The following is a 12,574-nucleotide window of genomic DNA, read 5'->3' as shown; positions in this document are numbered from 1 at the left end:
GGAGGTGCGCCAACATGAATACCGGTGCGGTTCACGCGATCATTCAGCAGGGCATGCAACTGCTGAACACCACGATCGCCGACGTCACGGGCAACCCGGGCGAGCTGCAGGCCAAGGCCCAGGAGTGCGCGAGCTGCGCCAGCTCCATCGACTCGGCGGCGAGCGCCACGAGTCAGGTGGTGAGCCAGCTCGGCCAGTCCTGGAACGGAACGGCCTACAACTCCTGCAACGATGTGTCCACCCAGCTGGTCAACCAGCTGCGCGAGGAGCTGAAACGCAACCTGGAGCAGGAGCAGCAGCGCCTCACCCAGGCGGCCAGCGCGTTGCAGCAGGCCAGGCAGCAGGCGGATCAGAACAAGCAGAACTTCGCACAGCAGGCCCAGCAGATCGTGCAGCAGATGATGCAGGCGATTCAGGCGGCCCAGTCCGCGCCGCCGTGGCTGCGCCCGATCCTCATCATGCTGGCCATCATGCAGGCGCTGATGCAGGCGATGCAGGCCAAGCAGCAGGCGCAGAGCAAATCCGACCAGACTCGCAACCAGCTCAGCTCGACGCTGTCCGGCCTGTTCTCGTCCGCCGGTTCCGGCGCCCTGCAGCTGTCCGGCGCACGGTGAGGAGACCGACGATGCAGAACGATCCCGAAGTCGACGCGATGGTGGAGCAACTGCGTCGCCAGGAACAGGAGATCGACCGGATCCGGCGGGACGTCGAGGCCATGGTGGTCAAGGGACGTTCCCGCGCCGGTGAGGTCGAGGCGAGCGTGCGGGGTAACGGCCGGCTCGCCGGGGTGTCGATCGACCCGGCGACCGTGCGCCAGTACGACACGCACGATCTCGGCGTGATCGTCACCGAGGCGGTCAACGCCGCCCTGGACAACCTGGCCAAGGTGGTCCAGGCCCGGTTCGCCCCGACCCTCGCATCCTTGCCGGCGTGACACCGCGCCGGGTCACCGTTGTGGCGCCCCAGGTCCGGATGGACCTGGGGCTGCCGCCGGAGTGCACGGTGGCCGAGCTGATCCCGCAACTGGTCCGGCTGGCCGGCGCGCCGCCGCAACCCGAGCGCGGCGCGACCGGTTGGGTGCTGTGCCGGATGGGGGACACCCCGTTGCCGCCCGGGGTCACCGTGTCGGCCGCGGCGGTCCGCGACGGCGAGATCCTCCACCTGCGGTCCCGGGCCCGAATCGAGACGCCGCTGCTGTTCGACGACGTGGTGGACGCGATCGCCAGCGCCGCACAGACCCGGCGCGGCGCCTGGCGGCCCCGGATCGGGCGCCGGCTCGGCCTCTGCGTCGCGGCGGCGCTCTTCGTCGGAGCCGCATTGCTTGTGCTGGCCGCGCTTTCCGGCCAACCGCAGGCCGCTCTCGGCTGCGGCGTGCTCGCGGTGGCACTGGCCTTCGCCGGTGCCGCACTGGCCCGCGCCTACGGCGACGTGAACGCCGCGAGCGTGTGCGCCGGCGCCGGAACCGCCGCGGCTCTCCTCGCCGGTCTGGTCGCCCTTCCGCCGCATCAACCCTGGCCGCTCACCGTGGAGTCCCTCGCCGTCGCCTTCGGCACCGCGGCCTGCTACGCCGCCGTCTGCGCCGTGGTGATCTCCCATCGCCTGGCCTGGTTCGGCTCGGTGGCCGTGATGACCGCCTTCGGAGCCCTCATCACCGCCGTCATCCTGCTGTTCGACATCCCCCCGCCGCACGCCGCCGCCGTCACCGTGACCCTGGTGACCGCGCTGACCGCCGCCGGCCCCATGATCTCCATGCGGCTGGCCCGCCTGCCCCTGCCGAACGTCCCGGCCGACATGGAGTCCTTCCGCGAAGACGAGCGTCCCGCCCTCGGCTCCGAGGTCCTCGGTGTCACCTCGGCGGCCGCCGCCATCCTCACCGGCCTGATCACCGCCCTCGGCGCCATCGCCGTCGCCTGCTCCGCCGTCCTGCTCTGGGACCCCTCACCCTGGGCGGCAATCCTGGCCGCGTTGACCGGCTTCGCCTGGCTGCTCCGGTCCCGCTCCTACGCCGGCGCCACCCAACGCGTCATACCCGTCGCCGCCGGGCTCGCCATGCTGGCCGGCTTCACCATCCACCTGTCCTCCACAATGGACCCCGACACCCTCATGACCCTCGCCGTGTTCCTGGTCCTCGCCGCCGCCTGCACCCTCTTCTACGCCAACCGCATCGTCCGCAACATCCACTCCCCCTTCCGCGCCCGCTGGTTCGACATCCTCGAATACCTCACCCTCATCTCCCTCATCCCCATCACCGGCGCCGTCCTCAACATCTACAACACCATCCGCGACGCCGTCAGCTGACCCCGGGCCGAGTCACCGCTACCGGCAGTCGTACTGCTCGAACCTGACCTTGGCGGCCTGGTACTCCCGTTGCACGAAGCTCTTGCGGAAGTGGCTGCCCCAGGGGAATTCCTCCTTGTGTCCGCACCGCCCGCAGACCAGCTCGGGCAGGTCCTCGGGGTGCGGCTCGGCAACGGTGATGCTGTGTTTGGACATGCTCGCCGGCACCGCGTTGCCGTGGCCGGTGACGACCACCTCCTCCGCGGCGATCGATCCGACAGTCCACATGACGACGAAACCGAGCACCAACGCCACGATTGCCCCGACCATGAGGCCGGTGCTGTCCCCGGCGAAGCCGGTGATGAGGCCGATGGCGCCGGCAAGGAGCAGGGCCAGGCCGGCCCAGGCGACGGCCCGCCGGCGAGCCTGCCGTCGCCGCGTGGCCGCGACGCTGTGCACCGTGAACGTGAGCTCCTTGTCGCACACCCCGCACCGCACCGAGCGCCGGGCCGCGGGCATGCCGTCATCCGGCCGCACCACTTCCCAAGGTATGCCTTGGTACTGCCAGGATACGGTCGATGTCCCGCTCGGACGTCCCCAGAAGTTCATCCGATGGGACACCTGTGCCTGCTGTTTCTGTGCGACCACGAGCGGCATCCCAACTCCCTCCACCGGCGCCGCGGATCGGACGCGGAGCACATCCTCGCCACGGCCGAAGACCGGGGTCAACTGGAACATTCCGGATCGTGGCTAGCTGTATGCCTTGGCCTGCAACGCGAACAGCTCCGTGTAGCTGCCGGTCCCAGCGCTCAGCGTGGCGTGGTCGCCGGTTTCCACCACCCGGCCGTCCCGGACGACGACGATCAGATCGGCCGCGCGCACCGTGGCAAACCGGTGGGACACGAAGACGGCGATCCCACCGGTCCTGGCCGCCACCCGTTTCGCCGTCGGTGTAGCTGGTGCCGAGCAGCGTGCGCAGGCCGTCGGGCAGTTCGTCGACCAGCCCGCCGGCATCGGCGCGATCCGTTCCGTCGACCAGGATCCGGCCTCGCGACGGCCGGTAGAACCCGCACAGCAGCTTGATCAGGGTCGATTTTTCCGGCGCCGTTCTCGCCGACGACGGCAACGGTCGACTCGGCCGGTTCACGCCGAACCGCGCGCCGTCGCGATGCAACCGGTAGCCCAGGTCGAGATCCTCGCCGCCTCACCGCTGGAACGCCTCGTCGAACATGCCGACCGCGCGGAGCTGATCGGTGCGCGCCGAGGCGTTGCAGGTCCAGTACATCAGCCAGGGCGCGAGAACTGCCGGAAGTCGTCAGCTCGGCGTCCTCGTTGTTGAGGTTGAACAGTCGACGTACCCGTTCAGCGCCAACGGTTCCGCCGCCGCCGCCGTCGCGTCGGAGGATCCGTCGTCCACGACCAGCACTTCGAACTCGTCCGGTGGCAGGCTCTGCCTGGTCAGCGCATCGAGCGTCAACTCGAGCAGCCGGATCCGGTCATAGGTCTGGACGATCATGGTGCAGCCCGGCGGGCTACCCACGGGATCCCGCCGCCGCGCAGACGATCCGGGCCGCCTCGCGAGCGCCGTCGCCGCCGCGGTAGCTGGCCTGGATCCGGGTCACGCTCCGCCGGATCGGCCCGTTGGGGTCCAGCAGCCGGGCCAGCGCGTCGTGCGCGGAGTCCGGGTCGATCTGGTCACGCTCCAGCGCGAGGCCCGCTCCGGCCCGCCGTACCAGGTCCGCCTGCATCGGCTGGTCGCTGGCCAGCGGCACCACGAGCAGCGGCACGCCGTGGTACATCCCCTCCATCACCGAGTTGGCGCCGCCGTGGGTGACGAACGCGTCCACCCGCTCGAGCAGTTGGAGTTGCGGGGCGTAGGGCACGGCCAGCACGTGGTCCGGCAGGTCGGTGCGGCGGGCGGTGGACGCCGAGCTGACCACGAGGGCCGCGCCGAGCCGCCCGGTGGCCGAGACCAGCGCGTCGACCATGACGTCCATCTCCAGTCCGGTGTGGACACTGCCGAGCGACAGGTACACGACCGGCCGGTCGGCGGGCAGTTGGTCGAACGGGAAGTCCGGTTCGTCTCCGCGCCGCCGGGGCGGGATCGACGGTCCGACCAGCCGGGTGTGCGCAGGCGGGTTCGCCGCACCGACCAGCTCGGTGGTTCCGAACACGATGTTGGCCACCGGGGACGGGCACTCGAACAGCCGGAAATCGGGGAACATCCCGTACCGGGCGAACAGTTCCGCCCGGGGTTGCACCAGCGGGGCCATGTCGCCCCGGTAGGCGGGGCTGAATCCGGGCGGGTGCAGCAGCTTCAGTCCGGCGCAGACGCCGACCCACGGCACCTCGTTCAGGTGGCAGGCGATGATTCCCGGGTAGGACATGGTGTCGATCATCGCGACGTCCGGCTGGAATTCGTCGAGCACCGCCCGGACGCCGTCCACCATGGGCTCGACCGGATCCAGCAGGATGTAGCGGTAGGCCTGCCAGACCCGCTGCGGATCCCGGGCCAGTTCGGCCAGGATCTCGGGACCCGGCAGCAGTCCGGGGGGAGTGGCGGCGCGCATCGGCTCGATCCCGAAGGTCTTCAGCTGTGCCTGGTCCGCCTCGCCCATGGCGGCCGGCAGGGGCAGCCAGCCGACGTGATGTCCGCCGGCCATCAGCCACTGCGCGACCCCCACCAGGGGGTTGAGGTGGCCTTTGGACGCGCCTGCGCCCACCTGTAGTGAGATCACCAGTATCCGCATGGTCATGACTCCTCGACGGCGACGGTCAACGCGCGCATGCTCTCCACTTGGCGGGCCACCCGCTCCAGCTCGGTCGCGTTCAGGTCGGGAAGGCCGAACGCGCCGGTGGCAAGGTCCAGCGTGCCGCCGAGGAACACCTCGGCCCCGCCGGCCGGCGGCCACTGGCAGGCCGCGGAGACGCGCACCCGTTCGGTGGTGAACCAGCTGTCCACCAGCGCGTTCATGTGCCCGCCGGCCCGGTGCACCGGCGGATGCCAGCCGTTGAACTCCGCAGCGGCCAGTGCCTGAGCCGCGATTGCCAGGCGGCGGTACGGGTCGTCGTCCGGCTCGGGACGCAACCGGGACAGCACGGCGGCGAGCCTCTGCGGCTGCAACAGCCAGTTCAGCCGGTCGGTGCGGGCCGCGTTGTGCAACCGGTCGCACACGACCGGCCAAGGCGGCGCTGCGATCCGCGCGGCCAGGCCGGGAACGGCCGACAGCACCGGGATCGCCTCGAGTCCGTGCATTCCCGACACCGGTAGCTCGTCGGCGCCGAGCCCGATTCCCCAGCCGGCCCGCAGCACGTCCCGGTAGCGTTCCGCGTCGATCTGCATGCCGACCCCGTAGACGGCCCGGCAGCCGGCGGTCTGGGCCAGCCGTGCGCACATCAGCTCGACCGGGTTGGTGACCATGAGGACGGTCCGGTGGCGTAGCCGGTCGCCGAGCACCGCCGGATGGAAGAGCCGGCGGTTGTTCCGGGCCACCATCGCCCGGCCCAGATCGAGCTGGCCGGCGACCAGGTACTGGCGCAGTACCTCCGCCTCCTCGTCGGCCACGCACACCAGCACCGGCGCGTCATCGACACCGAGGCGGGCCACGTCGCCGAGCCGGACATTCGGCGGAAAGCCGTTGTTCCGCAACGGATCCCTGGTAATCCCGACAAACCGCCGGTGCGGGTGCCGGGCGGCCACCCCGTGGAGCACGGCGAGCCCGAGCGCCCCCAGCCCCCAAACCACCAAATCGACGTCTCCGGTTGACCGTTCCCGAACCGGAGACAGTTCTAAGGATCCCTCAACGGTCACCGCGCAAGCATGCCCGACCACTTTCCGTAGTTATGAACCGGTCAAGGACAGATCGCATCACCGATCCCACGAGCCAAAACGCGTTCCGCTGCCCATCCGAACGCGGTAAAAGATCGACACGTACTGTCTATTTACTTAGGTACATTTCAACCGGACGCGGTTGGTCGGCCCGTCCGGATCAGAGTTGGTGGCGTCCACCCGCGTGTGGATGCTCCCGCCGGGCGCCGACCCCAGGAGCAGGTGGTCACGCCGTCGGGCGGGAGGCTCTCCACCGCGCCGCCGCGCTCGGGTCAGCAGTCGGTCACGCCGACGGTCGCAATTCGAGTTGGTGCGCATAATATCACCGTTCATCGAATCGCCATGGTTGCGCACCTGGCGTGCAATGTATTACCGAATGCGGACCTGCGGTGGTGTTGGTGATCGGGCTGCGCAACGCCACCCGAATATTTCACCACATTGTGTGAGGAGTCAGGACGATGTAGCCCAAACCGGCGAGGTGTAGCGTCCTTGAGGACACTTCCATCCCACAGGTGCCCGAGGAAGGTCCGGCAATGCGTGCATCATTCGACAAGTTGATCTCGTGGACCGGTGTGTTGTTGGCGGCCTTCCTTCTCGTTGCGGGGGGAATGCTCACCTACGCGTACTTCTACATTGGTGACGAAGTGGAGACACAGCTCGGCATCCAGGGCATCACGATGCCCGAGGGCGCAGCACTGCAGTCTCTTCCGCCGGCCGATCAGGATGCGCTGGAGCCCTATGCCGGTAGTCCGATGGACACCGGGCCGGAGGCCAGGGCGTACGCGGATCACTACATTCTGGCGCACATGAACGCGGCCTCCGGCGGCAAGACGTACGAGGAGGTCAGCAGCGCGTACCTAGCGATGAGTTCGGAGCAGAAGGCCAGCCCGGAAGGCCAAAAGCAAGCCGCACTGCGTACCACCCTGTTCCAGGGCAACACGCTGCGCGGTCTGCTGCTCTACGGGGCCGCGTTCGCGACAATGGGCACAATCGCAGGCTATGCGGCGATCGGCGCTTTCGTCGGGGCGGCAATTCTACTGGTCCTCGGCTTCTTGGGTCTGCGACACGCGCGTCGCCTGGAACGGGCGGCTGGCGGACAATCAACTGTGGCCGACCAGGCGACAGCCTCCTAGCGGGCGCAGGAAACGGCCGCTCGGTCGCAATGAGCGCATGCGCCCCTCGGATGGGCACAAGCCCGTCCAGTGGGCAGACGGTCGCTCACCAGTTCCGCGTGATCCGCGGCGACCTTTCCACGGTCGAAACGGGCGCATGGCGGGCATGAGATACTCGAACAGTGCACGGCGATTTGCGCGATATGTTGAAGTGCTGGCTAGGCCACGACGCGCAGGTTCTGGACGAGTTGTCCGACCCACAGCTGGAACAACTTCACGCTGCCTTGGTGGACGCACGGAAACGGCAGGCCGGGGCGTTGAAAGCGACGTCACTGCAGGCGCTGCGGCAGATACCGACGTTACTGCGCCGCAGCGTCGACAAGATCGTGAGTGACTGATCCTGATGGTTCAGGACCAGGCCACACAGGCCGAGCTGGCCAAACTCGCCCGAGTATTGGGCACTACCCCGGACCGAGTGGCCTTTGCCGAGTCACTCGACCACACTGCCATCCGTTCACTTCGCGACCGGGTGGCCGCCGCGCTGTACGACGAGCACCGCGCCGGCTTCCGGCGCATCGCGAGGGTGGCCAGAGTGCTGCCCACCCCACTGAACGTCAAGATCACCATGCGGTCGTTCCCACCCCGACTGGCCGCGCGGATCGCCAGCGAGATGGCACCGGATCGGGCGGCCGAACTGGCCAACCGCATGCCCATCGACTACCTCGCGGAGGGGTGTCTCCACCTCGATCCCCATCGAGCCGCACCCCTGATCAGCCGAATCCGTCCGGACCGCATGAAGGCCGTCGTGACCGAACTGGTCCGGCGTGGCGAGTACATCACGCTCGGTCACCTACTCGACGCCGCCGCAGACCGCGCCGTCCGGCTGGTGGCCGCAACGATCTCCGACGACGCCCTGCTGCGGATCGGCTACTACACCGAGTCCACCGCACGTCTCACCCAAGCGGTCGCCGCGCTGCCGCTGCAACGACTACCCGCCCTCGTGCACCACGCCCTGACGGGACCGCGTGACCTGCGCTCCGCCGGCCTGGCACTCATCCAACGCATCGACGACGACAACCTCCGCGGCCGCCTCGCCGACTACGCCGCGCAAGCCGACGACGACACACTGACGACCCTGTTGCGCACGGCGATCGACGACAACTGCGTGCCACAGCTACTCACCGCCGTAGCCGCCATGCGACCGGCGTCCCAGCAGCGCGTCCTCACACTCCCCGCTCTCGCCGAGCCCGACATTCTGAGCCACCTCATCAACGCCGCCGCAACCCACAACCTCGCCACACAGCTGGCTCCGATGATGAACCGCATCGTCAACAGGTTCCGCCTCGGCAGCACGGCCCACAGGGAAACGACCGGACCGACCCGTCGCCCGCCGGAACAGCCATGAATGTTCGGCATGGGTCGTGGTTCTTGCGAACAGGACCGCGAAGTCAGGTGATGCGGCCCGTCACCGGCCCGCTTGCGCGCCGGTCTCCGGGTCTTCGTCCAAGCCCAACATCGATACCAACCGGCGGAAGTCGTCGGCGTCGACGGCCTGGTGAGCCACCGTGCGCACCGCCTTGCCGTTCGTGACGATGTTCTCCAAGCGCTCCTGGGCGCGGGCCTTCTCGAACGAACTATCCTCACGGGGCGTACCGGTTTGCCAAGCCCGAATCATCTGACTCCAGATTCTCTGTGGACGAAACTCTGACGGGTCAACCTTCGTCGTTAGTTCTCGGCCGCGGCGCGTGGCTTCGGCATGACGAAGGACGCTGGCGCCCCAGTGCGCGAAAGGAGCTCATCGATCTGGTCGTTGTTACCGCGGTGGGCCGCCGCCATCAACATAACGTGTGCCGCGTCCGGCGGCGTCGGCGGTGGGACCACCAGCAACGTGATGCGAACGCCGTCGGCGCCGATGACGTCGATGGTGTCGGTCCGCTGGGAGTGGAATCCGCCCAGTCGTACCGTGTGCCCGCCGATGTCCAGACGCCGCTCGACCGGTTCCCAGTCAGCCAGGTTGTAGGACACCCGCTGGATCGGACCCAGCCGAACCGCCAGCACCGCGAGCAGTGCGGGCAGTTCGGCGGACAAGTCCAGCGATCGGGGCCACCACGCCCCATCGACGAATCCCGTAGTGGGCGCCTTGGGCTTCATTCTCAATCGGAGTGTCAGCTGTGGCAGCTCGTTGACCGTCGCGGTCTTCGGGATCGTGATGCGGCTGCGCGGGCCCGACGTCATGCCGGTACTCCCGTCCGCCGGCCCGGATAACGGCCGGCCTGAGTCGCCGAGGACGATACCGGCTTGGTTGCCGGATCGAGATGCTCTCGACAACCTTGACCCTACACCACCGGTACCCGCGCTACCCCGGTTCGGGCCACCGTGTACGGTACCGGTATCGGGACTGTCCGGCGTCGGCGTCGCGTTGCCGCCCGTTGACCGGATGATCCATTGAGGACACCGCTGGCCGCTAGCGCTTCCTGATGGTGAGCTGACGCGGACTTGATTCGGCCGGCGACAGATCCGGGGTCCGGTCGGCGGGCGAGAGCAGCTCTGCGTAGCGGCCGAGCATGCGTTCGCCGGTGTGGCGGTAGTACTCCGGCAGGGCGGTGCTCCGTCCCTCGTGGAATGCCAGGAAGTTCGGGTCGGAGCGCAGCATTCCCAGAATCTGGCGGAACCGCGCGACGTCGCTGCGGAAGCTCGCGGTGCGGGCCCGGTGCACGTAGCCGATCGCGCGGTGCGACGTGGTCCGCAGGCGCCGCCGCAGCATCGCCGGCGACGCGGCGTGCGCGTAGAGGTCGACGAGTTTGTCGTAGTAGGTCACCGGGTCGTAGTGCTTGATGGTGGTCACCAGGTACGGCGCGTAGTAGAAGCTGAACGGCATCGTGGTGAGGATCCGTCCATTCGCGGCGAGCTCGTCGTGCAGCGGGGTTCCGCCGAACGGCACCGGGATGTTGATCGTGGGCCACGCGAACGGCGCGCGGTCCATGAACGCCTTGGTCAACTCGACCGGCTCGTCGCCCTGGTCGGTGTCGAGCCCGAAGATGAAGTTCGCCTGCAGATACGGCACGTTCTCGGCCAGCTGCGCGAAATGGGTGGCCACCCGGTCGACCTTGTCCAGCCCGCCCCGGCGACCCACACCGGCCTTGTTCGAATAGTCGGTCCATGACTCGACGCCCGGCGCGACCATCACACAGTTGGTCTCCTTCAGGCGGCGCGGCCGGTCACCGCGCAGCACGGTCAGCGAGCTTTCGATGATGTAGGGCGGTCGCCGCTCGGGTGGCTGGGCCTCCAGCACCTCGAAGATCTGGTCGAACTTCACCGCGAAGTTGGGGTCGTGGAACACGATGACCGTTCCCGGCAGCTCGCGAGCGAGATAGCGCAGATCCGTCGCGAGCCGATCGGTCGACAGCGGGCGGTAGGTGCTGTTCCAGTCGATGCAGAAGTTGCACTGGTACGGGCAACCCATGCTGGCGAGCATGGGAACCGCGGAGAGCGGAAGTGGCTTGCGGCCAAAGAAGAACGCCGACGAACGGATCTCGGGCATCCGTTCCTCGACCGTCGGGACGTCGTCGAACGGTTGGGCCGAGGAGATCACGGCACCCGGATCGAACTGTCCGGCCACGATGTCGGCGATCAGCTCCGCGTCGCACTCCCGCACCACCAGATCGAAGAAGCGCAGGCAGTCGACCGGAAACGCCTTGGCGTGCGGCCCGCCGATCACGGTCCGAACCCCGGCCCGGCGGTAGAGCTTCGCCAGCGCGTAGGCGAGGTGGCTCACCTGCGTGTAACAGGAGATGAACACCACGTCCAGGTCGGCCGGCAGGAGCCGGTCCGGCCGGCCGAGACCGTGATAGGTGGCGTAGAACGTCCGGTGTCCCTGCCGGCGACACCACACGGAGATGGCTTGCGGGGTGATGCTGGCGAACTGCTTGGTGATCAACAGTTGATAGCCGATGTCCACCGGGCGCCGCGCCGGTGGTCCCAAGAGGTCGAGAATTCCTACCCTCATCCCGTAATCCCGTCGTGACTGGCACACGGGACCAGGAGCGGGTTGACGACGGGCGCGCCACCCCGAATTTGCCTGTCCGCGTGCCCGGTGGCACGTCGCCGGGGTCTCGGGCGGACGCGGAGGTCTACAGCGGGCCAAGTCTACCCGGCCGTCCAGGAGGCGTACGCTGCGAAGTATCCGGACAGGGTGACAACGCATGCCATCCGATGACATTCCGTTCGAGGTGCCAGCACGCCGGCGAGTCCAGGAAGCTGCTCCTCATGTGGTCCGACCAGCGCACGCCGTACGTGCTCGGCGAACCTACGGCGCCGTTTGGCGGCGATCTGGCCCGGTCGCTTACCCACTGGTTGGTGCGTGCCTTGTTGATCACCCTCGTCATCGGGTTCGTCATCGTGCGCTACGCGGTACGCCGCTATGTGAGCGGGGAGTTGGGTGCAACCATGGCGCCCGGGACGGCCTTCGACGGGTACGAGCCGGGCGCCGTCAATCTGTCCGGATCGGACGGTCTTCGAACCAGCTCGAACTAGTCGGCTTGCCTGCGGGTGAACGCCCGGTGCAGCTCGGCGACGGGAAGGATGTCGGGCACGAACCCGAACCGGCCCGCCCGCATCTGCCGGGCACCGTCTATAAAGGACTGAAGCGCGAGTCGGTTGAGCGCGGCGCCGATGCTCACCCGGCGTACCCCGATCTCGGCCAGCTGGTCCAACGTGATCGAGGGGTCGGCGAAGCCCATCACGACGTTGACCGGCTTGCCGACCGATGAGACCACCGCACGCATCTGGTCCAGGGTGCGCAGCCCGGGGGCGTACAGCACGTCGGCGCCGGCGGCGTCGAACGCCTGCAGCCGCTTGATGGTGTCGTCAAGATCATGGATGCCGTACAGCAGGTTCTCGGCTCGCGCGGTGAGCACGGGAGGAACGGGGAGAGCGCGCGCGGCGTCCACCGCCGCCCGCACGCGCTCGACAGCGAGCCCGAAGTCGTAGATCGGCGAGCGGTTGTCACCGGTGTGGTCCTCAATGGACATTCCGACCGCACCGGCCGCACCGGCGTCCTCGATCATTTCGGCCATGCCGGCGGGGTCGTCGGCGAACCCGTTCTCCAGGTCCGCGTTCACCGGCAGCGGAGTGGCGTCGACGATGGCGCGGCAGTTGTCCAGGATCTCCTGCCGGCTCGCCCGGGTGCGGCCGAACATGTTGGCCACGCCCATGCTCGTCGTGGCGAGGGCCTCGAAGCCGAGACCGGTCAGCAGCCGCGCGGTTCCGGCGTCCCAGGGATTCGGCAGCAGGAACGGCTCCGATCGCTCGTGCAGAGCGCGGAAGTGAGCGGCACTGGTGGCCTGATCGGTCATGG

16 protein-coding genes are annotated in these 12,574 nt (G+C 68.4%); 7 read left to right on the top strand and 9 right to left on the bottom strand.

Annotated features, from left to right (window positions below):
- Positions 1–14: 14 nt before the first annotated feature.
- Genes VFV67_RS32170 through eccD form a run of 3 tightly spaced genes read left to right on the top strand, consistent with a single transcriptional unit; the run spans position 15 to position 2,298 of the window.
- Positions 15–614, top strand: coding sequence for a WXG100 family type VII secretion target (locus VFV67_RS32170; protein ID WP_326474468.1), 600 nt, complete (start codon positions 15–17; stop codon positions 612–614).
- An 11-nt stretch (positions 615–625) separates the two neighbouring features.
- Positions 626–934, top strand: coding sequence for a YbaB/EbfC family nucleoid-associated protein (locus tag VFV67_RS32165; protein ID WP_326474467.1), 309 nt, complete (start codon positions 626–628; stop codon positions 932–934).
- Positions 931–2,298 carry a type VII secretion integral membrane protein EccD gene (gene eccD, locus VFV67_RS32160; RefSeq protein WP_326474466.1) on the top strand — a complete coding sequence of 456 codons (1,368 nt, stop codon included), beginning with the start codon at positions 931–933 and terminating at the stop codon, positions 2,296–2,298. The genes VFV67_RS32165 and eccD overlap by 4 nt, the downstream gene beginning before the upstream one ends.
- Before the next feature lie 18 nt (positions 2,299–2,316).
- On the opposite strand, the gene VFV67_RS32155 is transcribed toward eccD, so the two are convergent.
- The 5 genes from VFV67_RS32155 to VFV67_RS32135 form a co-directional block, all read right to left on the bottom strand.
- Positions 2,317–2,814, bottom strand: a complete 498-nt coding sequence (locus VFV67_RS32155; protein ID WP_326474465.1) for a hypothetical protein — start codon at positions 2,812–2,814, stop codon at positions 2,317–2,319.
- 213 nt (positions 2,815–3,027) lie between these two features.
- On the bottom strand, positions 3,028–3,213 hold the full coding sequence (locus VFV67_RS32150; protein WP_326474464.1) for a hypothetical protein: 186 nt from the start codon (positions 3,211–3,213) through the stop codon (positions 3,028–3,030).
- 379 nt (positions 3,214–3,592) lie between these two features.
- Positions 3,593–3,817 carry a glycosyltransferase family A protein gene (locus VFV67_RS32145; protein ID WP_326474463.1) on the bottom strand — a complete coding sequence of 75 codons (225 nt, stop codon included), beginning with the start codon at positions 3,815–3,817 and terminating at the stop codon, positions 3,593–3,595.
- Positions 3,810–5,033, bottom strand: a complete 1,224-nt coding sequence (locus tag VFV67_RS32140) for a glycosyltransferase (RefSeq protein ID WP_326474462.1) — start codon at positions 5,031–5,033, stop codon at positions 3,810–3,812. The genes VFV67_RS32145 and VFV67_RS32140 overlap by 8 nt, the downstream gene beginning before the upstream one ends.
- Positions 5,030–6,022, bottom strand: a complete 993-nt coding sequence (locus VFV67_RS32135; RefSeq protein ID WP_326474461.1) for a hypothetical protein — start codon at positions 6,020–6,022, stop codon at positions 5,030–5,032. Before VFV67_RS32135 ends, VFV67_RS32140 begins: the two co-directional genes overlap by 4 nt.
- Before the next feature lie 596 nt (positions 6,023–6,618).
- Between VFV67_RS32135 and VFV67_RS32130 the strand changes: the two genes are divergently transcribed.
- From VFV67_RS32130 to VFV67_RS32120, 3 genes are all read left to right on the top strand, one after another.
- Positions 6,619–7,239, top strand: a complete 621-nt coding sequence (locus tag VFV67_RS32130; protein WP_326474460.1) for a hypothetical protein — start codon at positions 6,619–6,621, stop codon at positions 7,237–7,239.
- Between the two features lie 161 nt (positions 7,240–7,400).
- The gene (locus VFV67_RS32125) at positions 7,401–7,616 is read left to right on the top strand and encodes a hypothetical protein (RefSeq protein WP_326474459.1); all 216 of its coding nucleotides are present in this window, start codon (positions 7,401–7,403) and stop codon (positions 7,614–7,616) included.
- A 5-nt stretch (positions 7,617–7,621) separates the two neighbouring features.
- Positions 7,622–8,623, top strand: coding sequence for a magnesium transporter MgtE N-terminal domain-containing protein (locus VFV67_RS32120; protein ID WP_326474458.1), 1,002 nt, complete (start codon positions 7,622–7,624; stop codon positions 8,621–8,623).
- 60 nt (positions 8,624–8,683) lie between these two features.
- On the opposite strand, the gene VFV67_RS32115 is transcribed toward VFV67_RS32120, so the two are convergent.
- From VFV67_RS32115 to VFV67_RS32105, 3 genes are all read right to left on the bottom strand, one after another.
- Positions 8,684–8,821, bottom strand: a complete 138-nt coding sequence (locus VFV67_RS32115) for a hypothetical protein (protein WP_326474457.1) — start codon at positions 8,819–8,821, stop codon at positions 8,684–8,686.
- Positions 8,822–8,943: 122 nt separating this feature from the next.
- The gene (locus tag VFV67_RS32110; protein ID WP_326474456.1) at positions 8,944–9,453 is read right to left on the bottom strand and encodes a DUF5994 family protein; all 510 of its coding nucleotides are present in this window, start codon (positions 9,451–9,453) and stop codon (positions 8,944–8,946) included.
- A 229-nt stretch (positions 9,454–9,682) separates the two neighbouring features.
- The gene (locus tag VFV67_RS32105) at positions 9,683–11,224 is read right to left on the bottom strand and encodes a B12-binding domain-containing radical SAM protein (protein WP_326474455.1); all 1,542 of its coding nucleotides are present in this window, start codon (positions 11,222–11,224) and stop codon (positions 9,683–9,685) included.
- Positions 11,225–11,484: 260 nt separating this feature from the next.
- Between VFV67_RS32105 and VFV67_RS32100 the strand changes: the two genes are divergently transcribed.
- A complete protein-coding gene (locus VFV67_RS32100) occupies positions 11,485–11,751 on the top strand; it encodes a hypothetical protein (protein ID WP_326474454.1) in 267 nt (88 codons plus the stop codon).
- Here the strand turns inward: VFV67_RS32100 and VFV67_RS32095 are convergent.
- The gene (locus VFV67_RS32095) at positions 11,748–12,572 is read right to left on the bottom strand and encodes an isocitrate lyase/phosphoenolpyruvate mutase family protein (protein ID WP_326474453.1); all 825 of its coding nucleotides are present in this window, start codon (positions 12,570–12,572) and stop codon (positions 11,748–11,750) included. The genes VFV67_RS32100 and VFV67_RS32095 overlap by 4 nt on opposite strands.
- Between the last annotated feature and the right edge of the window lie 2 nt (positions 12,573–12,574).

Origin of the sequence: Actinophytocola sp. (assembly GCF_035762905.1) — a bacterium.
Classification (GTDB): Bacteria; Actinomycetota; Actinomycetes; order Mycobacteriales; family Pseudonocardiaceae; genus DASYTH01.
Note: the sequence above shows the minus strand (reverse complement) of the source record. Positions and strands in the feature narration are given on the sequence as shown.